21 protein-coding genes are annotated in these 22,242 nt (G+C 43.1%); 16 read left to right on the top strand and 5 right to left on the bottom strand.

Features of this window, described 5'->3' with window-relative positions; translation table 11 throughout:
- Window positions 1-109 precede the first annotated feature (109 nt).
- Window positions 110-1,327 (top strand): multidrug effflux MFS transporter, encoded by a 1,218-nt coding sequence (locus CWI32_RS06455; RefSeq protein ID WP_100534894.1) that lies wholly within the window; start codon window positions 110-112, stop codon window positions 1,325-1,327.
- Between the two features lie 79 nt (window positions 1,328-1,406).
- Here CWI32_RS06455 and CWI32_RS06450 read toward each other — a convergent pair whose 3' ends face one another.
- Complete coding sequence (locus tag CWI32_RS06450; RefSeq protein ID WP_100534893.1) at window positions 1,407-2,114, bottom strand: nitroreductase; 708 nt, start codon at window positions 2,112-2,114, stop codon at window positions 1,407-1,409.
- Between the two features lie 903 nt (window positions 2,115-3,017).
- Between CWI32_RS06450 and gltS the strand changes: the two genes are divergently transcribed.
- Together gltS and CWI32_RS06440 are read left to right on the top strand one after the other, a co-directional pair.
- A complete protein-coding gene (gene gltS / locus CWI32_RS06445) occupies window positions 3,018-4,256 on the top strand; it encodes a sodium/glutamate symporter (RefSeq protein ID WP_100534892.1) in 1,239 nt (412 codons plus the stop codon).
- Between the two features lie 43 nt (window positions 4,257-4,299).
- Window positions 4,300-5,775 (top strand): alanine/glycine:cation symporter family protein, encoded by a 1,476-nt coding sequence (locus CWI32_RS06440; RefSeq protein WP_071850767.1) that lies wholly within the window; start codon window positions 4,300-4,302, stop codon window positions 5,773-5,775.
- Window positions 5,776-5,829: 54 nt separating this feature from the next.
- Here CWI32_RS06440 and chrA read toward each other — a convergent pair whose 3' ends face one another.
- On the bottom strand, window positions 5,830-7,035 hold the full coding sequence (gene chrA, locus CWI32_RS06435; RefSeq protein ID WP_100534891.1) for a chromate efflux transporter: 1,206 nt from the start codon (window positions 7,033-7,035) through the stop codon (window positions 5,830-5,832).
- Between the two features lie 123 nt (window positions 7,036-7,158).
- On the opposite strand from chrA, the gene CWI32_RS06430 reads away from it, so the two are divergent.
- The 7 genes from CWI32_RS06430 to CWI32_RS06405 all read left to right on the top strand — a co-directional run bounded on the left by CWI32_RS06430 (window position 7,159) and on the right by CWI32_RS06405 (window position 13,441).
- Entirely contained in the window at window positions 7,159-8,163 is a 1,005-nt protein-coding gene (locus CWI32_RS06430; RefSeq protein ID WP_005097819.1) for a patatin-like phospholipase family protein, read from the top strand.
- Between the two features lie 346 nt (window positions 8,164-8,509).
- Complete coding sequence (locus CWI32_RS15165) at window positions 8,510-8,686, top strand: hypothetical protein (protein WP_167381266.1); 177 nt, start codon at window positions 8,510-8,512, stop codon at window positions 8,684-8,686.
- A gap of 289 nt (window positions 8,687-8,975) precedes the next feature.
- Window positions 8,976-9,497, top strand: a complete 522-nt coding sequence (locus tag CWI32_RS06425; RefSeq protein WP_004280680.1) for an acyl-CoA thioesterase — start codon at window positions 8,976-8,978, stop codon at window positions 9,495-9,497.
- A 496-nt stretch (window positions 9,498-9,993) separates the two neighbouring features.
- A complete protein-coding gene (locus tag CWI32_RS06420) occupies window positions 9,994-10,557 on the top strand; it encodes a TetR/AcrR family transcriptional regulator (RefSeq protein ID WP_100534890.1) in 564 nt (187 codons plus the stop codon).
- Window positions 10,558-10,597: 40 nt separating this feature from the next.
- Window positions 10,598-11,773, top strand: coding sequence for an MFS transporter (locus CWI32_RS06415; RefSeq protein WP_100534889.1), 1,176 nt, complete (start codon window positions 10,598-10,600; stop codon window positions 11,771-11,773).
- Window positions 11,774-11,799: 26 nt separating this feature from the next.
- Entirely contained in the window at window positions 11,800-12,693 is an 894-nt protein-coding gene (locus CWI32_RS06410; RefSeq protein ID WP_100534888.1) for a LysR substrate-binding domain-containing protein, read from the top strand.
- A 133-nt stretch (window positions 12,694-12,826) separates the two neighbouring features.
- Complete coding sequence (locus CWI32_RS06405; protein WP_167381271.1) at window positions 12,827-13,441, top strand: glutathione S-transferase family protein; 615 nt, start codon at window positions 12,827-12,829, stop codon at window positions 13,439-13,441.
- Window positions 13,442-13,521: 80 nt separating this feature from the next.
- On the opposite strand, the gene CWI32_RS06400 is transcribed toward CWI32_RS06405, so the two are convergent.
- Together CWI32_RS06400 and CWI32_RS06395 are read right to left on the bottom strand one after the other, a co-directional pair.
- Window positions 13,522-15,126 carry a bifunctional 3-(3-hydroxy-phenyl)propionate/3-hydroxycinnamic acid hydroxylase gene (locus CWI32_RS06400; RefSeq protein ID WP_100534886.1) on the bottom strand — a complete coding sequence of 535 codons (1,605 nt, stop codon included), beginning with the start codon at window positions 15,124-15,126 and terminating at the stop codon, window positions 13,522-13,524.
- A 348-nt stretch (window positions 15,127-15,474) separates the two neighbouring features.
- The gene (locus CWI32_RS06395) at window positions 15,475-15,705 is read right to left on the bottom strand and encodes a hypothetical protein (protein ID WP_005097806.1); all 231 of its coding nucleotides are present in this window, start codon (window positions 15,703-15,705) and stop codon (window positions 15,475-15,477) included.
- Between the two features lie 390 nt (window positions 15,706-16,095).
- On the opposite strand from CWI32_RS06395, the gene CWI32_RS06390 reads away from it, so the two are divergent.
- The 5 genes from CWI32_RS06390 to CWI32_RS06370 all read left to right on the top strand — a co-directional run bounded on the left by CWI32_RS06390 (window position 16,096) and on the right by CWI32_RS06370 (window position 20,899).
- Window positions 16,096-17,103, top strand: a complete 1,008-nt coding sequence (locus CWI32_RS06390) for a CobW family GTP-binding protein (RefSeq protein WP_100534885.1) — start codon at window positions 16,096-16,098, stop codon at window positions 17,101-17,103.
- A 101-nt stretch (window positions 17,104-17,204) separates the two neighbouring features.
- A complete protein-coding gene (locus tag CWI32_RS06385; RefSeq protein ID WP_005097801.1) occupies window positions 17,205-17,735 on the top strand; it encodes a YaeQ family protein in 531 nt (176 codons plus the stop codon).
- Between the two features lie 85 nt (window positions 17,736-17,820).
- On the top strand, window positions 17,821-18,444 hold the full coding sequence (locus CWI32_RS06380) for an MgtC/SapB family protein (RefSeq protein ID WP_005097799.1): 624 nt from the start codon (window positions 17,821-17,823) through the stop codon (window positions 18,442-18,444).
- 84 nt (window positions 18,445-18,528) lie between these two features.
- Complete coding sequence (locus CWI32_RS06375; RefSeq protein WP_005097798.1) at window positions 18,529-18,867, top strand: FKBP-type peptidyl-prolyl cis-trans isomerase; 339 nt, start codon at window positions 18,529-18,531, stop codon at window positions 18,865-18,867.
- 229 nt (window positions 18,868-19,096) lie between these two features.
- Window positions 19,097-20,899, top strand: coding sequence for a sensor domain-containing diguanylate cyclase (locus CWI32_RS06370; protein WP_100534935.1), 1,803 nt, complete (start codon window positions 19,097-19,099; stop codon window positions 20,897-20,899).
- Here the strand turns inward: CWI32_RS06370 and CWI32_RS06365 are convergent.
- Complete coding sequence (locus CWI32_RS06365; protein ID WP_100534884.1) at window positions 20,896-21,363, bottom strand: GNAT family N-acetyltransferase; 468 nt, start codon at window positions 21,361-21,363, stop codon at window positions 20,896-20,898. The genes CWI32_RS06370 and CWI32_RS06365 overlap by 4 nt on opposite strands.
- A gap of 371 nt (window positions 21,364-21,734) precedes the next feature.
- Between CWI32_RS06365 and CWI32_RS06360 the strand changes: the two genes are divergently transcribed.
- Window positions 21,735-22,220 (top strand): hypothetical protein, encoded by a 486-nt coding sequence (locus CWI32_RS06360; RefSeq protein ID WP_100534883.1) that lies wholly within the window; start codon window positions 21,735-21,737, stop codon window positions 22,218-22,220.
- Window positions 22,221-22,242 lie beyond the last annotated feature (22 nt).

Raw genomic sequence — 22,242 nt, 5'->3', positions numbered from 1 at the left:
TGAATCTGAATATGCCAATGAAAAATAGTAGGTTTATAAAATTTCATTTCAAGTTAAATCATACTATGCACTGTGTTAACTTGTCTGCATATTAGCGCTTTAAATCTTCATGCTTATGCCATCGAATAAAATCGTACAACCACCTTATGCCATGTCCTGGATTGTTTTGCTAGCGGCGCTGAGTGCGCTCGGGCCTTTATCCATTGATATGTATCTTTCTGCCTTGCCGGCGATGGCAGCAGATTTTGGCGTCAGTACTCAAATGGTCTCGAATAGCTTGCCGGCTTACTTCTTCGGTCTGGCTGTGGGGCAACTGATTTATGGGCCGATCAGTGACCGGATTGGGCGTAAACCACCGCTGTATTTTGGGCTGTGTTTATACATTGTGGCAAGTCTGCTGTGTGTGTTTGCACAGGATGAATGGAGTCTGATCGCTGCACGGATTCTGCAGGCCTTGGGTGGTTGTGTCGGGGTGGTCATGGCCCGTGCGGCCATTCGTGATCGTCTGGATATGCATTCAGCAGCTCAGGCTTTTGCCAGCATGATGATTGTGACCGCGATTGCACCCATTCTCGCGCCGAGTCTGGGGGCCTGGGTGTTGATGTTTTATGAATGGAATGTGATTTTTTTGGTGCTGATGGGCTGCGGTCTGCTGAGTCTGGCCTGTGTACATTTTCTCTTTAAAGAAACTCTGGAACCAGAACGCCGTCTCAAGCTGAGCGTTCAACAGGTTCTAAGTTTGTACCGTAGCATTTTTCAGGATCAAAGCTTTCGACATCCGCTTTATGCCGGCTGTTTTTCCAGTGCGGTGATGTTCTGTTATATCAGTGCATCTTCGGCCATTTTGATGGATCGTTATCAACTGACTGAGCAGCAGTTTGCCTATGCCTTTGGTGCCAATGCCGTCGGGATCATGTTATTTTCGACCTTGAATAAACGTCTGGCCGGACGTTTCTCGATATTGCAACGCCTTAAAATCGGCATTGTTCTACAGTTAGTGGGTGTTTTCGTTTTAGTATTGCTTGGCTATCTGGATGTAGATTCTATTGCATTGGTCTTGCTAGGCATGTTTGTCGTGGTGGCGTCGATCGGTTTTACTGGCCCGAATGCTATGGCATTGGCTATGGCGAAGCAGGGTGCACGTGCAGGAACTGCTAGCGCGATTATGGGCAGTATGCAATTTGTCTGTGGCTTATTGGGCGGGCTTTTACTAAATTTTCTGGTTTGGAATGCTTTATTAAATATGGCATTGATTATGCTGGTTTTTGTTTGTATTGCCGTCTGGGCAATTTGTCAACTTGAGCTGCCAGTATTCAAACATGAATAAATGCCTGATCTGGCTCTGGCCAGATAAAATCTAAAGATCTGAAAATAAGGCCAAGTCGATAGACTCAGCCTTGATTCAATCACTCATCAATAAATACAGCGAATTCTTCTACCGGGACACGCGGCGTAATAAAGCTGTTAATGATCTGCTCTGTATCGGCATAGCCCAAGGCCATGCCACAGACCAGCTCTTCATCATCAGGTGCGCCGACCAGATCAAGCACGATCGGGTGAAAATGATTCCAGGCAGCCTGCGGGCAAGTATCCAGGCCACGGGCTTTTGCGGCCAGCATGACATTCTGGATCATCATTGAAACATCCATTTTGGAACCAATCGCCAAAGAACGATGTACGGTAAAAAACAGTCCCACCGGTGCATCAAATAATTCAAAATTACGCAGCTGCTGACGCGCCATTTTTTCCTTTTCACCTTTTTGAATATTCAGCAAACCATATAAGCCCCAACCATTTTCACGACGACGTTCAATAAACGGCGAGAGCCATTGTTCAGGATAATAGGCAAAGGTTTCTTGGTATTGTTCCGCCAGCTCGGGATTGGCATAGATTTGCATTTGGGCCTGACAGACACGTTGCACGAGTTCATCGCGCTTTTTACCTGTTACCACATACACTTTCCAAGGTTGGGTATTGGTTCCTGAGGGTGCGCGACTGGCCACCGCCAAAATCTCTTTTAAGGTATTTGTACTAACGGGGGTATTTAAAAAAGCACGCACTGAATGGCGAGTGGTGATGGTGTGATCTACAGCATGAACAAGATTTTGATCCATTATGGGGTCCAGTCGAATATCCTTATTGAGTTTGTAATGACTATAAACTAAACAAACAGAACGGGGGATAGGAAAATTTCATTCACAGCCAGCTGCAAAAAACAATTTGTCAGCAAAATGACTTGAGGAATGAAATTTAGCATTCTTTTAGCTGAGCATAAATTGCCTCAGTGATAGCAATCGATTTACCCATAATGTTGGTCTTTGATTTAAAAAATGGCTTAAAACCCAAGTGCTTGAACCATTCAACAATAACAATTTCAAACAGAGAACTGGTTTATTTTGACTGCAAATCAAGATAATTTAATTTCAAGATCCCTGTTTCATTCTGTGTCGAGTAAAAGATTAATATTTTTTTTGAATTAAAATATAGATTAATCTTCATATAAAAGTGAGAATTTATAATTATTTTTTATAGGTAAATTATCTATTGCTAATAAAAAGAAATAAAACTTGATACAAAGAAACAGCATAATGTACGACTTTTCATCTTAATTCATGCATTTTGTGATTAAGATCTGTTTTAAATAACGCGATTCCAGATGGCTTGAATGAAGTCTTTAGGTTGAAAGCACTCATCAAGCACTGAATGTTTTTTTGAGCTTAAAACACAGTTTTTTTTACCAGCATGCGCGTCTGTTAGAAAAATGTCTGCAATTTTCAAACAGACTGAGTGTCGGAATAGAAAAGGTGTTGCTTTTATAAATCTCTCATTTGTTGAATATGATCGTGATGATGATATTCATAAGTTTAAAAGAGATGATAAATCGGTTTGTTTTTCTAAAGGTGATAGATCAAATCAGGATATTTCCAGATGAACATCTAATGAGCGAGCTAGAGATCTAGTGCACTCCATCACTTTTAGAACAATAAAAAATTCAAAATCATCTTGGGCAAAAAATTATGGATTTTACTTTTAACGCATTTTATACCTTGATTGCCGCAGTCATTGTTCTGTTACTCGGCCGATTCTTGGTTAATAAAATCGATTTTTTAAGACGTTACAATATTCCTGAGCCGGTTGCGGGCGGTTTGGTTGCGGCGATCATCTCGTTGCTGGTGCATTCCCTGTGGGGCTATAGCATTACCACCAGCGTACAGTTACAAACCAGCTTTATGCTGATTTTCTTTGCCTCGATTGGTCTCAGTGCAAACTTTTCCAAGTTGCGTGAAGGCGGCATCGGTCTGGTAATCTTCCTGTTCGCTATTTCAACTTTTATTATCTTACAAAATGCAGTCGGCATGAGTCTGGCCACCTTGCTCGGTATTGACCCATTGATTGGCCTGATTGCAGGTTCAATTACCTTAACCGGTGGTCATGGTACTGCAGGTGCATGGGGTGAGATTTTTGAGGTTGAACATGGCATTCAGGGGGCGCTTGCACTGGGGATGGCCAGTGCCACTTTTGGTCTGATTATCGGTGGGATTATTGGTGGTCCTTTAGCAAAACTGCTGATTAACCGTCATAATCTCGCAATTGCACGTACGGATCAACAAATCGAAAAGCGTGACAGCACGCCAATGGATATCAACTCGACCGAATATATTCCATTTGAATATCCGCATCAGGTGCGTTTAATTACCGCTGATAATGCAATCACGACCTTGGGCCTGTTCGCAGGCTGTTTGGCTTTTGCAGAGTTTATGACGGGTTTCAGTAAAGGTACTGCATTTGAACTGCCGACATTTGTGTGGGCATTGGCAGGTGGTGTCATCCTGCGTAATGTACTGGAAGGTATTTTCAAAGTTCAGATTTTCGATCGTGCGATTGATGTGTTCGGTAATGCTTCATTGTCGCTGTACTTGGCGATGGCATTGTTGTCATTGAAATTATGGCAATTGGCTGACCTTGCAGGACCACTGATGGTAATTCTGGGTGCACAGACTATCACCATGGCTTTGTATGCCGGTTTTGTAACTTTCCGCCTGATGGGCAAGAACTATGATGCTGCGGTACTTGCAGCGGGTCACTGTGGTTTTGGTATGGGTGCAACACCGACAGCGGTTGCCAATATGCAGGCGATTACCAATATGTATGGTGCATCACATAAGGCCTTCCTGATCGTTCCATTATGTGGCGCGTTCTTTGTTGACCTAATCAATGCCACTGTTATTCAAATGATCTTGAAGTTCTTTGTATAATTTAGACCTGATACGATGAGTCATAAGCTCATAAGGATGTGACATGAATGATCAGTTAAATGAAACATTGCTTGGCTGGATTAATGCCGTGAATGGTCCTTTGTGGGACTTTCTGGTGGTGTTTCTGGTCGCAGTTGGTATTTTCTATACAATCATGACGGGTGCAGTACAAATTCGTTTGTTCTGGCACAGCATGAAAGTCATGAAAGGCAGCCGTGGCAAGGTTCAGGATGCGCACGGCATTACCCCGTTTCAGGCCTTTGTGACTGGTCTTGCAAGCCGGGTCGGGGTGGGTAATGTCGCCGGTGTGGCCATTGCCATTGCGATTGGCGGACCGGGCGCGGTGTTCTGGATGTGGGTTACTGCATTTCTGGGTATGAGCTCTGCTTTGGTGGAATCCTCATTGGCGCAATTGTTTAAGGTGCGCGATCATAAAAACCAGCAATTCCGTGGTGGCCCCGCGTATTACATTACTCAGGGTCTAAAACAGAAATGGCTCGGGATTGTCTTTGCAATTGCATTGATCACGACCTATGGTTTTGTGTTTAATGCGGTTCAGGCCAATGCCATTACCGGTGCAACATCACACGCATGGGGCTGGGATCAGGCCAATATCATTTTGCCTTTAGGCGGATTGGATTTTGAAGTTTCCTGGATTGGGCTAGTCTTAGTATTGATTACAGCTACAATCATTTTTGGCGGTATTAAACGTATCGCCAAAGTGGCAGAAAAGGTAGTGCCCTTTATGGCGCTACTGTATCTGGCGGTGGCTTTATATATTGCGGTTATCAATTACGATCTGCTCCCATCCATCTTCCAGCTTATTTTCAGTAAAGCCTTTGAATTTGAAGCCGCTGCTGGTGGTTTCTTTGGTGCCATGGTGTCTATGGCCATGATGATGGGGATCAAGCGTGGTCTGTTCTCTAACGAGGCAGGGATGGGTTCGGCACCGAATGCTGCTGCAGCCTCGGATGTCAAACATCCAGTCAACCAGGGTCTGGTACAGATGCTCGGAGTATTTGTAGATACCTTTGTGGTGTGTTCATGTACCGCGATTATTATTCTGGTTTCGGGTCTGTATGAAAATGCAGGCTTTGAAGGCGTGACCTTGACCCAGATGGCACTCGAAAGCCAGATTGGTGCCTGGGGTGATGACTTCCTGGCTTTGATTCTGTTCCTGTTTGCCTATTCTTCGATTATTGGTAACTATGCCTATGCCGAAGGAAACGTCCAGTTCATCAATAACAATAGCCGGGTTATGTTGATTTTCCGTTTATTTGTATTGGTGATGGTGTATTTCGGTTCCATCGCCAGCGTGCCATTGATCTGGAATATGGCGGATCTGTTCATGGGTGTGATGGCAAGTATCAACTTGATTGCGATCCTGTTGCTGATGCCATTCCTGCTGATGCTACTCAAAGACTATACCGGTCAGTTGAAGCGCGGTGTGAAAGAGCCTGAATTTAAACTGGATAACCATCCTAAATTTAAAGACAAGGTTAAATCAGATATCTGGTAAGACTTGAAATAAAAAGCCCCGATCATTCGGGGCTTTTTTGTGCCAATGTTTTATTTAGAAGAAATTTAAATAACTTTGATAAAGCACGAAGCCGAAAATCAGGCTGAACCAGACCGGTAATTTTGAACGTAGCAGGGCAATCATCACCGCGACAAAGACCAGGTCGGAGCCATAACTAAAATAGCGTTGTGAAAGATCCAGCAATAAATACAGTAACAGACCCACCACCGCAGCATTGATGCCCATCACCGCCTGATGAATATGGCGCTGCTGCATCAACCATGACCAGTAGGGCAAGGTGGCAAAGATCAGGAAAAATGAAGGTAAAAAGATTGCACAGGTCGCTAAAACTGCATTCAGCCAGACATAAGGCGTCCAAGGCAGCAAGGCCCCGATATAACTGGCAAAACTGAACAAAGGTCCTGGCATGAGCTGGACAAATGCATAGCCAAGATCAAAAGATTGTGCACTCACCAAACCGGTTGTGACAAAGTCCTGATGCAACAAAGGTAAAATCACATGACCGCCACCAAACACCAGCGAGCCAGTCTGATAGAAATTGGCAAAAAATTGCAGGTCTGATTCACCCCATAATTTCCCCGCTAAGGGGAGTAGAATAAACGGCAAGATAAATGCCAGTAACCAATAGGGTGCAGCGGCAGATCGAATATAAGGCGAGCTGATTGCCGTTTTGTTAATTTCTTTGGGTTTCGAATCTGATTGAGAAAAATGTCCAGCCAAGAGTCCACAGATTGCGCCCAGCATAATCACCAGAATTTGGTTAAAACTCGCTGAAACCACCATCAGTAATACTGCTGAGAGTATTAAGACCGCATATTGCCAGGCCGTTTTACAGAAGCTTCTCAGCATTTGCCAGAATGCCCAAGCGATTACAGAAAATACAATGAGCTGGATGGTATGAAAGCTGTTTGAGTTTAAAATATAAAAATAGCTTTGACCCAATAGCGCCACCAACGCCATCAGAATCATTGAGGGCAGGGTAAAACCCAGCCATGCGATCACGGCACCAGTATAGCCCCGTTGCAGATAACCGATTGACAGGCCCACCTGACTGCTGCTCGGCCCGGGTAAAAGTTGTGCCAAAGCGACCAGTTGACTGTATTGGGTGTCATTCAACCATTGCAGTTGGGTCACAAATTTTCGGTGAAAAAACACCAGATGCGCCGCTGGACCGCCAAATGAAATGCAGCCCAGTTGCAGGAAAATCAGGAAAATCCGGTACAGTGAGATTGAAGGCATACAGTTATGGGAAAAATGAAGATAAAGTAGCTGAACTGTATGACAGTTTTACGAAATTCTACAGACTATTTATGCATGTGTTTATACACTATGCTGCTTTAGATTAATGAGGACATTCTCTGCATGCAGAAATATGTGTTGAGTATGGTGATACTGGGTACATTTGGCCTAAGTGCTTGCCAAACGACCCCAATGACAGCCCAAGCGGCGACTAGTCATCTACAACCTGCTGCACAACGCGGAGAAGCTCAGGCACGTCCGAATCAAATTGATTTTCAAAAGATCAAGCAAACCCAGCAACGTCCGGTAGTTGCTTTAGTTCTGGGCAGTGGCGGTGCGCGTGGCTATGCGCATATTGGTGCGTTGGAAGTACTGGAACAGGCGGGTATTCAACCAGATTTTATTGTCGGAACCAGTGCGGGCAGTATTGTGGGATCCATTTATGCAAGTGGCAAACCGGCGATTGAACTGCGCAATATTGCTCTCAGCATGCGACCGAATGATGTCCGTGATATCAAGCTGGCCAGAAAAGGTTTTTTTGATGGCAAGAAAGTTGAGGACTATGTCAACTTGCAAGTCGATCAAACCCCGCTTGAAGCCATGAAAATCCCGATGTTTGTGGTAGCAACCGCGCTGAAAGAAGGCAAGAAAGTCGTCTTTAACCATGGCAATACCGGACAGGCGGTACGTGCTTCAGTGTCAATTCCAAGTATGTTTATTCCAACAATAATTGAAGAAAAAGAATATGTCGATGGCGGACTGGTCAGTCCGGTACCGGTGAATGTGGCACGTGAGCTGGGAGCAGATATTGTGATTGCGGTCGATATTCTGGCACAGCCTATTCATACGGAAACCAGTAATGTCTGGGGACTGTTTAACCAGAATATTAATATTATGCAGCAACATCTGGCACAAGAAGAATTAAAGCATGCCGATGTGGTGATCCAGCCCGATTTACGGGAAAAAGGACATATCTTTGATGTACGTGGCAGGGAATTAACTATGCAGGCCGGCATTGATGCTGCACAATTAAAACTGATGGATATTTCTCTCGCTTATCAAAAACATAATTATGCTCGCGGCCATCATATTCCGCTCTTTGTGGCTCAGGAACAGCAGCAGCCCTAAAGCATATTTCGGTTAAATTTTCTTGTTCATCTTTTATGAGATCGAATCAGGTAGGCAAAGCTATTGCATCCCTATGCTTTCCAGATCCTGATCTTAACACTGGCTGATCGTTATAAAAGATTAAATCATTGTTTCTGCATATGAATTGGCCAGAATTTTCAGGAGAGATAAACTTTATTTTTCCTGTAAATTATTGAATTATAATTTATATTATTTTTAGAAATGAGTGTTGCTTTTCTAAGTCACAATTTTAATATTATTATTCCTATACTTAAGTTGATCAAATATTTAAATATTGTTCATGACAGAATGTGCTTTGAAATATTACTGAATAGATGTAACTACAATGAATCAGATTAAAATTGGACATCAGGTCAAGTTGGCACAATTTGAACACTATATTTTTACAGTGACAGCTGCACATCCGGATGGTTCTTTCACGGTCACTACCACACTGGATGGTCAGCAAATTCTCAGCTATGAAAATGTCGCCCAGGAAATGTTAAGACCACTCATGCGCTAAATCAGTAATGATTTATCCAGCGTCTTGAATTATTTTTTGCAAAATGAGAGCGGCCCGAAAAAAACTTGAGCTGGGTAAGCAGATGCTTTGGATCAATAAGTGTTTATTTGTTTGGAACTTAGCTTCTTGCTGAGCCTTGAGATCTGTTAAATATATTTTTTTCTGTATGAGTGCAGTTTCTATATCAATAATTATGATGCTTCATTTGCCGAATTGAACATTTTATTCATGTTAAAAACGCTATAATAATAAGCGATAACCTTGTCATTCAAAGAGTTCAAAGAAAACGATGGCCCCTTTAGATCAAATTGCAGCAGTGTCAGATGACCAGTCAGAGTTAACGATGTCAGTTCTCATGACGCCAGATATGGCAAATTTTTCAGGAAATGTTCATGGTGGAACTATTCTGAAATTACTGGATCAGGTGGCGTATGCATGTGCGAGTCGCTATTCGGGCAGTTATGTCGTGACCTTATCGGTAGACAAGGTAAACTTTAAGGAACCAATTCATGTGGGTGAGCTGGTAACTTTCTTGGCCAGTGTCAACCATGTTGGTCGCACCTCGATGGAAATCGGGATTCGTGTAGAAGCGCAGAATATTCAAAAAAGAACGGTACGCCATACCAATAGCTGTTATTTCACTATGGTAGCCGTAGATGAAAATGGCAAACCGAAACAGATTCCGGCTTTGAACCTGGACAATGACTGGAAACGTTGCCGTTTTGAAGCAGCCGAACAGCGTAAAGTCGCGCGTTTGCAAGAGAATCATCATCCTTCATGCAGTATTTATAAAAAGACTGCACAGAGTTAAGCGGTGATTTAAAAACATCTTCATAAGACTAATGCCAGTCAGTTAACCAATTGACTGGCATTTTCTTTTTTAAATTGAGATTATATGTGATAGGTGGAAAAGTCATCCGCAACTGTTTGAGGCATGGGGTGTATTGCACCGCAAGATTTAAAAAATGATGGTCTCCATGACAAATTTACGAGTCGAGGGTGGCTGACGAGTTTTGCGGTGAGGAATATGACTGCAAGATGCCTTCCTTGCGAAGTTCCGCTGCTCATTTGAATGAAATCAAAGTAACAAATGATATTGAAAATATTTGATTTAAAACCTTAAGACTCCATCATGAATGACTAAGCAGTTAAAGCGTCTATTTTTAAATTCTTTAACTGATCAGCATGACTTTATAAGAGAGTCTTTTTTGCCTTAATTTCAGTTTATGTCTGGAGCTTTATCGTTTTTTGCTCTAATATAAAACGATACGTATCGTATCGATTGTGTTTGAAGATAAGTAGACTTTATGAATCATGACGAAAAAAGCTCACGACGACAGCAATGTATTTTGCAAGCGGTTGCCGATGCATTGGCAGAGGGAGAGTATCATCAACTGACTATTGAGGCTGTTGCAGCACGAGCTGGGGTGGGAAAATCTACGATTTATCGCTGGTGGAAGCATAAATCGGAGCTGGTGCTAGATACCTTCAAACAGCATACGGTCTCAGTCTTTGAGCCTGATCCTGCAAATGACCTGAAAAGTAATCTGATTCGACAGCTAAGCTTGTTGTCTCAGGCGCTCAACCATCCGATTGGTCGGGCTTTACTGGTGGTAATCGCCAATCATCGTGAACTGGCCGGTGAATTCTTTCAGCAATATTTATTGCCGCGTCGACAGCAGACTCATCAACTGATTCAGCAAGCGATTGAGCGTGGCGAGATTCGCGCGGATTATCCTTTTGATTTAATGCTGGACAGTTTGTACGGCCCGATCCATTACCAGATCATTTTTTTCAACCGGATTCCAGATGAACACTATATCCAGAATCTGGTCGAGTTGGCCTTGCATCCGGTCACTGTTCAAGCCTGAGTTTGTGCTATTTCCCTACAAATTTTAAGAGTTGGTGATTATGTCAGTTAGCGCTGAGCGGTTATGGAATCGCTCATTTATCTTGTGCTTATTCAATAATTTTTTCCTGTTTGTTTATTATTTTGCCTTACTGACCATCTTGCCGATTTACATCATGAAAGATCTGGGCGGTTCGGTAAAAGAAGCGGGTCTGGCGCTGACACTATTTTTGGTCTCTTCGATTGCGGTTCGGCCATTTTCCGGCATGATCATCGAAAAGCTCGGCAAGAAAATCTCGATGCGCGGCGCAGGTGTGATTTTTGCCTTATTTGCCTTTAGTTATTTGCTGGTAGATAGCATGTGGTCGCTGTTGCTGGTGCGTTTTTTACATGGCATCTGGTTCAGTATTTTGACCACGGTGGCAGTACCCGTCGCCAATGAATTTATTCCTGAACAGCGCAAAGGTGAGGGCATGGGTTATTTTGTCATGTCAACCAATCTGGGTGTGGTGTTTGGGCCCTTGCTGGCATTGACCGTGATTCAGTTCACCAGCTTCAAGGTCTTATTTGGCATTCTTGCCGTTATTATTTCTTTGGGATTAATCTTTTGCTGGATGCTCAAAATCACAGAGTTACCAAAACCTGAAGCCATAAGCAAAGAGAAAACCAGCTTGAGCTTGCAGGATATTCTGGAAGTCAAAGTTCTGGCGGTAAGTTTCGTGGCTTTATTAACCGCTTTTGCCTACTCGGGCATCATGAGCTTTATTACTGCATTTAGTGAAACCAAGCAGCTTTTAGCCTATACCAGCGTATTTTTTATTGTCTTTGCAGCGTCCATGTTGCTGGTCAGACCTTGGGTTGGAAAGATTTATGACCGTAAGGGACCCAGTGCAGTTATTTATCCTTCATTTATTTTCTTTGCCATTGGTCTGGTGATTGTCAGCCTGATTTCCAATCAATGGATATTATGGTTGTCGGCGGTGTTTATTGGGATCGGTTATGGTTCACTATTCCCATGTTTGCAGACCTTGGCCATTCAGTCGGTCGACAAACAGCGTATGGGACATGCGATTTCAACCTTCTTTACCCTGTTTGATCTGGGTTTAGCGATCGGTTCCGTAGCCATGGGAATATTGATTGCCTATTGGGGCTTTGAAACCACCTATGTTTTGAGTGCTGTACTCGTCATTGTGACGATATTGGTTTATCGTCAGTATGTTGCCAAAAAGCAAAAATAAGCGCCCGGCAAGTTTGGAGTTATAAAATGGAATTAAGACATTTACGTTATTTCGTTACAGTGGCGCAGGAACTGAACTTTACCCGTGCCGCGGAAAAATTAAATACGGTACAGCCATCACTGAGCCAGCAAATCAAGGATCTGGAGCGTGAGGTAGGCGTACAGTTACTGGAGCGAAATAACCGTAAGGTCAACCTGACCGAGGCCGGACAGGTTTTTTTAAAAGAAGCTTTGCTCAGTCTGGAACATGCAGAACGTGCGATCCACGCTGCCAGACAGATTGCCAATGCACATCAGGATCAGCTGAATATCGGATTTGTACCGGTTGCGGAAATGAAAGTCTTTCCCTATATCATGCCCAATATCCGCGCACATTTTCCTGAACTGAAAGCACTATTTCATAGTTTGACCGACGCTGAGCAGTTTAGTGCTTTAAGAAAAGGCCAGATCGATATTGCTTTTACCCGCTATCCGGGACAGTCGAGCGAGTTTGATTCGATCCGGATTTTTGATGAACCTTTAACCCTGATTGTGCCTAAAGATTCTCCGGTTGCGACCCTGCCACATGTCAGTATTAAGAGCTTTGAAAATCAGGATTTTGTCATTAGTGATGAACAGGCTTCACCACAATTGCATCGAATTATTCAAGACTTTTTTAAACAGTCCAAATTGAAGGTCAATGTGGTGCAGCATTCGACCAATATCCTGCTCAATGTCAATCTGGTCGGGATGGGCGTGGGCTGGAGTCTGGTGCCGGCCTATGTGATTCCATTACTCGGCGATAATATCGTGGTCAAAAAGACCCTTGAACCTTTGCCCATGATTGGGCTATATGCCAATTATCGTAAAGACCAAAAACATGTGGTGATTGATCTGATTTTAAAAGTCTTAAAAGAAAAGTTTTGTGTCGATCTTTTTTAAGATTTACATCTTTGGTCTGCCTATATTTTAAAAGCTGTGCGACAGAAATGATCTGTAGCACATCTGTGTAAATTGACACAGAAAACCGTTTTATACTGAAGCTCTAAAAATAAAAAATGGTTAAAGCAATATGATGAAGCTCTATAACAATCCGCAATCACGGGGCCTGACCCTGTTGCCCTTATTGAAAGAATTGCAGATTGAAGACCAGATTGAGCAGGTGGAAGTGTCCTATGAATATATGCATCAAGCTGAATATTTACAGATTAATCCGATAGGAAAAGTTCCCTGTCTGGTCGATCAGGAGATTGTCATTTCAGAAATGGCCGCCATTTTTATCTATCTGGCAGATAAGTATTCTGATAAAGGCTTGGCACCTGCTTTGGATGAACCCAAGCGTGGGGCATATTTAAAATGGATATTTTTCTGTCATGGGCCCTTCACCGAATATATCGATCTAAAAAATTTGCAGGTTTCGCCAGAAAATATTGAAAAAAACCGCAGAAGTTTAAGTTTCGGCAATGAAACAGCAGTATTTGATTTTCTGAAACAGGGCATAAGCCAGGCCAATCCCTATTTGCTGGGTGAAGAATTTTCCGCAGCAGACTTATATGTGGCCTATTGTTTGGTCTTTGCGATCTCTGCGAAAATTTTACCGCCATTTGACGAGTTCAGACCTTTTTTACAACAAATGGCACAGCACGACTCCCTAAAAGATATCCAGTGGTTTCAAGAGTACCGAGTCTAACTCCTCGGTCTATATATTGTCCGAGATATCTAAAAACAATAAAAAACCACGCCGAAGCGTGGTAAAAAATGACCTTAAAATTATTTCAGGTACAGCTTTTTAAACAGTTGCTGGCTGGTGTTTTCCAGTGATTGTGGAATGGCCAGTGCGGCCACAAAACGGTCAGGACGCAAGATCACCACTGAATCGGAAGTATTGCCAAACCAGGAGCGAATTTCTGTGCCGTTATCACCAATGGTGATGACATCTTCAAACGGTTGGCGCTGGGTATTTTGTAACTGCACTGCCGGAATCACCTGAATGAATTTTACCCCGAGGGTTTTCCACTGTTGCAGTGTCTCTGGACTCAGGCCCCATTTTGGATCGACACCCCAGGCAATAATGGCAAAATCATTGCCGATGACTTCATCCAGTAACACTGTTTCACCTGATGCAAGCTGAACTTGAGGCTGAATGAACATCTTGCCAATTGGAGAATTTTTGGCGCCGTTGCTCAAAAGCACACCATCATGATATTTCGGCATCGGTTTAAAGCGCATTTCCAGCAGGTACTGTTTGATCGGCTTGATATAGTTCAGGGCATAGGCGATACCGTCACGGACAAAACCTTGCCACTTTTTCGGTGGTGCCAATACATGACCGGCCATTACGGACAGATCAATCATGGCTTTGGCATGGTCTTTACGTTCAATCTGATACGAATCTAAAAGTTCTGGGCCGGTTTTGCCTTGAACCACCAGTGCGACTTTCCAGGCCAGGTTAAAGGCATCCCGCATCCCGCTGTTATAACCCTGACCTTGCCAGACGGGCATAATGTGCGCAGCATCACCTGCCAGTAAAATGCGGTCTACCCGGAACTTGTCCGCAATACGGGCATTATGCGTATAAACACGTTGACGGATCACTTCGATGCCATCGGTACTTGGAAGCACTTTGGCCAGTAATTTGGCAATATTTTCCGGTTTGCTGAGTTCTTCCTGAGTTTCACCCGGCATAACCATAAATTCAAAACGGCGAATTCCATGGGGCAATGCGGCGGATACATAAGGACGTACCGGATCACAACACAGGTAAATATGCGGTGTCGCAAGCGGATCATTTTCAAGATCGATTACGATCCACTGATTTGGTGCAGTTTCACCCTCAAAAGCAATGCCCAGATTACGGCGTACATAAGAGTTACCGCCATCACAGGCAATCAGGTACTGGGCACGGACTGTTTCTGTATTCCCTTGTTCGTTTTGCAGGTTAAGTGTTACACCCTCGGCATCCTGACTAAACTGGGTCAATTGACGTGAGAACAGTACCTGCGTATTTTCATATTGTTTTAAGCCCTGAAGCAGAATCTGATCGACTTGTGGCTGAATAAAGGCATTACGGCGTGAAAATCCAAATTCACGGGTTAAAGGTTGAATATCTGCAAAACAGCGACCCTTAGGTGTTAAAAAGCGCATGGCATGATTGGGCGTGGTATGGGGCAAGACTTGATCGACCAAACCTAAGGATTGAATGGTACGCAAAGATTCATCATCGATCCCAATGGCACGTGGATAATCAATCAAACTATCGAGTTGCTCGACCATCGTGACGCTCACGCCTTGCTTGCTCAGATAGTTGGCAATGGTTAAGCCTACAGGCCCAGCGCCGAGGATTGCTACATCAGTGCTGTAATTGGTATTGCTCATAGTGAATGTCCATTCAATCGACTTGCATTTCAATCTATTAAGGGACAGTTCTGAGTTGTAAACAAGTTAGGCGATAGTAGTTGAGCTATATCAATAATATTAATCTTAAGTGGCTTTTTCTTATGCAAATAACTGAATTTAAATGATAAATTTAAAATAATTCAATAGTCATTCTCAATCCTGTGATCAGTTTTAACTATGATGAGCATTTAAATCTAGTCAATAAAAATGCTGAACCCGCGCAAAGCATGATTCAGCATCGATCAATATGAGGCAGTACAGGCTAAGCCTACTGGAGAAATACTGCCCTGATATTTTCTTTGATCATTTAACCCGTCGTTAAATCACTTAACGTGCTGCAGGTTGTGCAGGTGTTGCGCTTTCTGCTGCAGCTTCAGATGCAGCTGGTTGTTCTGCATTTGCGCCAGCAACCGGAGCATTTGACTCAGGCAATTCCTGAGTACTGACAATCACTTTTTCTTCAGTGTTTGTATTTGCGTTTGTTGTTTCAGTCGCGGCAAAGCTGGTGGCTGCAGCAGCAGTAAGCGTTGTTGCAAGTAAGATTTGTGCATATTTCATTTTTGGCATCCTTTATTTATGTCATGTAATTTGCCGAGCTGACCATCACATCAATTCGACAGGAGTTCATCCTAAGCACTGAAATTTTGATGAGCAAATCAATTAACAAAAGCGACACGGAGTGAATAACTCAGCATATACACAATGCAGAAAGTTGTTTAATTACTGTTAATTATGCAGTGTTCTATTTAATGAAAATGTATATGAATGTTTCAAAAAAGCTGAATTTTAAATATGAATAAACATCAAGATTCTCTATTTGAGATAATTCTATTAACTTATAAACTGATAGTTTCAAGTCGCCATTGAGCAAGAAAATGTCTCTAAAACCATGCTGTGCCCTATAATACAGGGCATGATCTTGTCTATTTAATCTCTTGAGAACCGATTTTGAAAATTCTGTCCGCAGCACAGCCGATTCCTGTCCATATCATTTCTGGATTTTTGGGGGCGGGTAAAACCACACTGCTTAAGCATTTATTACAGCAGAAACCTGAACAGGAAATCTGGGCCGTACTGATGAATGAGTTCGGTCAGATCGGGGTCGACCAGCAGTTATTGCCACAAGATTCAGGCTATGCGGTAAAGGAATTACTGGGTGGCTGCCTATGTTGTAGTAGTCAGTTGCCGATGCAGATTGCCTTGTCACGTTTACTGTCCGAAGTGAAACCGGATCGGCTGTTTATCGAGCCGACCGGGCTGGGACATCCTGCACAATTGTTAGAACAGTTGACGGAACCGCATTGGCACAGTCATTTAAACATGCAGGCTTTGGTCACGGTGGTCGATGGTTCACGTTTGCATGATCAGGATTGGTCACAGCAAAATCTGTATGCAGATCAGCTTAAGGCCGCGCAGATTGTGGTGATTTCACATACAGATTTAATGACAGCCGAAGATCATGCTGCGCTTACGCAGCTTCAGGCGGAATATCAAGTCTATGCCCAGCAGTGGTTGTGCACAGAGCAGGGACAGCTGAGTATTGAGCAGATTAAACAGGATTATCAAGGTTCTGTACGTCAGCTCCAGCCTTTATTAAAACAGCAACAGATCAATCCTTCCCCAGAGGCACTCGTGCTGATTCAGCAGCTGCCTTATCATTATGTGGAAAGCGCGCAGGGCTATCAGGTTGCGGGCTGGAAGTTGCCAAAACGCTGGCAATTTCATTTTTATGATTTGCTCGACTTGCTGTGTGAACAAAAAGACTGGCTCAGAATCAAAGGAATTTTTAATACCGATCAGGGCTGGAAAAGCTTTAATTTTAATCCGGAACAGTTTAATTATCAGTCGGTCGAGGCAGGTATTGATAACCGGGTCGAAGTGATTTATCAACAGTCACGGGATTGGCTGGAGTTTGAAAGCACGTTGATGCAATGCCGTATTGATCCGGAAAAATAATAGTACTGTTTCCAGTGCACTGAATGAGTTATTGACCTAAATCTGTTCAGCAAAATACTGCTAAATCTTATATGCTAGGCGCCAAATTTGAGGATTGTGTTATGGCGTTAAAAGCGACGATTTATAAGGTTGATTTGAATATTGCAGATATGGATACGCACCGTTATGCAGATTATCAGTTGACGATGGCGCTGCATCCTTCAGAAACCATTGAACGCCTGATGGTGCGTATTCTGGCGTATGCGCGTTATGCCGATGAAACGCTGGAATTTACCAAGGATCTGTTTGAAACCGATGAGCCGGCCTTGTGGGAAAAAGACCTCACTGGTCAATTGGTGAAATGGATTGAAGTCGGTAGCCCGGATGAAGATAAAGTCAAAAAAGCCAGTGCGCGTTGTAAGCAAGTGGCTGTGGTGACCTATGGTTCTGCGGTAGATGAATGGTATAAGCGCAGCAGCAAATTAAAGACGTTAAAGAATGTGGAGGTGTGGAAATTATCGACTACAACCACCGATGCATTGCCACAATTATGTGCACGCACCATGCAATTACAGCTCAATGTGATGGATGGTGAATGGACTCTGATTGGCGATCAGGGGCAGGTGCTGGTCGAGTGGGAACAGTTACAATAAGGACGCATAAGGATGCACGTCTGGACTTGTATCCTGTCGCTTAAATTGCGTATACCTGAGGAATAAAAATACTCAGGGTTGTGTCATGTACCATGAACTTTATGATTTACTGCTGGCCGTCGCGATCGGGGCCATTATTGGTGCAGAACGTGAATATCACAGTAAATCTGCCGGACTGCGTACCATGATCATGGTCAGTCTCAGCTCCTGTCTGTTTACTATCATTTCCCTGAAAATAGGCGTGGAAAATCCTGACCGGCTGGCGGCCAATGTCCTGACGGGGCTAGGCTTTTTAGGGGCAGGGGTCATTCTCAAAGATGAGAACCGTATTTCAGGAATTACCACGGCCACCACCATCTGGATGACCGCAGCACTGGGCATGGCAGCCGGTGCGGGTTATGAAATCCTGAGTATCTGGGCCACTTTAATGGTCATGGTGGTACTGGTTCTACTGATGTATGTACAGCGCGGGATCGAGTCGCTGAATCAGGAACGTAATTACGAAATTGTCTGTCCTTTTGAGAAACATGAGCTCAACCATTATGAATCGCTTTTCAAACAATATAAGCTAAAAGTCATGCATTCTTCACAGCGCAAGGTTGAGCAGCAGATTAGCGGAAGATGGGTGCTGATGGGATCGGCCAAAAACCATCAAAAACTCACCCTGCATTTACTCAATGATCAGAATATTCAGGAACTCAGCTTTTAATCCATCAAGGACTAAAGCCTAAAAAAATCAATCAATCCGGTTTATACTGGTTTTTGAATTTATGCCAATCTCAGGTAAATAAGCATGATTAACGAACTTGAAATTATTGATTTAAAAGTAGGCGAAGGGAAAGAGGCGGTAAAAGGCGCGCTGATTACCACACACTATACCGGCTGGCTAGAAGATGGAACCAAGTTTGATTCATCGATTGATCGCGGTAATTATTTTGAAACCGTGATCGGAACAGGCCGTGTGATCAAAGGTTGGGATCAGGGCATTTTGGGCATGAAAGTGGGCGGTAAACGTAAACTGCTAGTGCCGGCACATTTGGCCTATGGCGAACGTAAAATGGGCAAAGTGATTCCAGCCAATTCAGACCTGATTTTTGAAATTGAACTGTTTGATGTAAAAACACGTGATTAATTCATTGAAATAAGATTCCTTCAATATCATGAGTGAATGCTGATCGGGAGAAGTCTCAGTATTGGGTGCTTCTTCCGATAAACTACAAAAAAATATTTGAACTCCCTGATATTCCAAGTAGATTATAAGAAGAATAAAGCTCTTTTTCAGGAAACTACTGTCTTTGCAAAACGTGATAAGGAATGTCTATTTTGTAATGTGGGTTTGGGCCATAAGCTGGGGCATCTTGATGAGCACTTCAGTATCTGCCCAGATCGCTGCCACATCCCCCGGGGTGCAGCAGCAGTTCCGTGATCATATCTCTGAAATTCATTTTAGCGAACACAGCAGCAGCCCTTTGCAGGGGAAATGGTTATTTTATCCGAGCCAGTTTATTGTCCAGCCAAGTTCCGTACTGTTATCAAAAACAGTGGAATTACCGGCTTCCTTTAAAATACTGACCAACTCAAATATTGGTTATGGCACATTTATTAGTCATTATAAAATTCCCCAAGAATTTATCGGACGCCGGATTGCCATTCGGATTCCTGCTCAATATGGCGCTTATCGGGTCTATGTAAATGGCGAATTTATTGTCCGGCTTGGGCAAATCAGTAAAACACCTGAACAGCAGATCACTGAAAAAGCCCCCCGGATTGGCTATTTCGTTGCAGACAGTGAATACATTACCTTAAGCATTCAGGCCTCGAATTACACTCATTTGCATGGAGGGCTGGAACGCCCAATGCAGATTGGGGTCGCAGGTACAGTCAATCGTCAATTCCAGCAGTTGATGATGAGTATTGCCATGGCCTGTGGCGCAGTACTCGGGGTGGGTGTTTTCAATATCCTGTTTTCAATATTTCGAGGATCGAAAGAGCGTAATAGCAAAAGCATTTTTGTGTTTGGCTGTTTTATTATCTTTCTGGCCCTGCATAATATGTTTTCAGCGCCCTATGCCTATTCGGTATTTACCAATATCGACTGGTTATGGGGAACACGTTTAGAGTATCTGTTTACGTTTCTGGCGGTATTATTTTTCCTCAGTTATATGCATCTGTTTAATCAGCGCTATTTAAAACCGCTGATTTATTATATTGCGATCGTCTTATTGATTTTGAATATCAGTGTGACGCTATTTTCTACCCCCGAGTTATTTGAACGTCTTGCGCTCTATAGTGCGATTTATGGTCTGGTGATTATTGGGAATTTTATGTACGGGTTTTATCAGACCCTACGTGATAAGCAACCGTATTCACGCCTGAATCTGTTTGCCATTATTTTCTTGTGTCTGACATTTTTAAATGACTATCTCTTGCTGATTAATGTCATTCAAACCACACATTTGTCTTTCATTTCCACCAGTTTATATGCCTTGTTGATTATGTTTCAGCAGTCTAGACACTATGCGCATCAAACTTATCAGACAGAACAGCTAAATTTTAACCTCATCGAGCTCAACAGTTCGCTTGATCAAAAAGTCAAAGAGCGTACCCAGCAACTGCATCAACTAAATGCCAAACTGGAACATCAGATGAAGATTGATGCGCTGACCGGTGCTTTTAACCGGCGTGCTTTAAATAGTGAAATCCAGCAGAAGTTTTTGCAAAGCCAGCAACATTCACATGCCACACTGCTTTTTGCCATGCTGGATGTTGATTATTTTAAAAATTATAATGATCATTATGGCCATTTAAAGGGTGATGAGATTCTACAAAACCTGGTTAAGGTGATTCAGGCCAGCTTGCCTCAATCGGGTTATCTGGCGCGTTATGGCGGGGAGGAATTTGCCATTCTGCTTGGTGATATACCGATTCCGGTTGCCCTGCAATATCTGGAACGTGTCATTCAGCAGGTTCGGGAACAACAATTTGAACATCTAAACCGGCCGGATGGCAAAGCCTGGATCACGGTCAGTGTGGGCGCGGCTTGGATAAGCCCACAACATCAATATGCCGATATTCATGCCTTGATGAAAGCCGCAGATGTGCAGCTGTATCTGGCCAAACACACCGGGCGTGATCAATTAAACTTTGAGCAGGGCGCGGATTAAAAAATGTATTTATACAGATATGATCCATCATCTTGTGAATGTGCAGGGCTGGAATCAAATCCACATCGCTGATAATAGCTGAGGGCTGTTTGAGTCGACTTGACTGCAATCTGATAGATTTTTTTCTCTACTAATGCTGCATGCATTTGATTAAATAATTTGGTGCCAAATCCAAGCCTCTGGCAATGTGGGGCGACATAATGCATTCGGATTTCTCCAGTATCACTGACCAATAAAAACCCGACTACTTTGTCGTGCACAAGGCAAACCCAACAATCGTTATAAAGCATATCGACAATCAGGCTGGCGTGATCAAATTTTTCCAGCCAGCTTTGGATGCGACTGTCCTCACGTTGATGATCTAAAACACAAGATTGAATACTGTCATGAATCACCTGAATAATTTGAGGTATATCCTGAATCTTCCCTTCACGAATCACCATGTTATTCATTTTCTCGAACATTTACAGGAAGGCTTCATTGGAAGAGAAATGCAGGTTGAAACAAAATAACAATCTTGTAGTTTTTTGAGAGGATTTTCTTAAAAACCAGTAGGTGAAGATAACTTATGTTGCTGATCTGTCGGTTTTGTTTATCTGATTTTCTAGAATCAACGTTTCTCAGGAGCGGGTGCTCAAATTTACAGCAAGCTTTACTAGAATCGCCGTGCTTACTTTAAATCCCCATAAAATCGAGTCAAGGATGCCATCATAGAAATAGTGCAGGAGTTTGCACTGTCTAAAAAATAGACGTATGCTAGGTGTTAGGCCATTATTCAAATGAATATGAAGTGCTCGGTAATAAAAATAAAATCAGCCACACGAGATGATCTACTATGTTTAAATTGTTGCTCTTGCTGTGTATTTTTTTGCTGTTCAATGCTGCCTGGATCGTGGGGCGGAAAATTTATAAAACTCAGTCTTATCTCTCTGCGCAGCGTGCAGAAAAACCTGAACAAATTGCTAGTATTTCAGAACATGTCATGACCACGCATGAGGAACAGGTGCATCTGGTTGATGCTTATGAACTGGAACTGTTTGATGATGTGGCTCAGCTGTTTTTTCAGCGTCATGTACCTATTCAGGACAGGGCACAGGCAGAGCAGTTACAGCAGGAAATCTTGCAAAAAATGCCCATGCAAAGCAGTACACAAATTCGTCAGATGGATTTAGGGGAGTGGTCGATTTTCTGGAATTTTTACCATCAGTCACTGGAATATTATGTCGGCCGCTATGGCGTGTTTTATACGCATGTCGACCGTTTTGGCCAAGAGCATCGTCAGGAAATTCGTACCGATCTTTTACAGTCAGATTGTGCTTGATCTCTCTGCTCAGGAAGCTTGT

This window comes from Acinetobacter pseudolwoffii, from assembly GCF_002803605.1.
Classification (GTDB): Bacteria; Pseudomonadota; Gammaproteobacteria; order Pseudomonadales; family Moraxellaceae; genus Acinetobacter; species Acinetobacter pseudolwoffii.
This window is presented reverse-complemented; position numbering and strand designations above follow the sequence as displayed.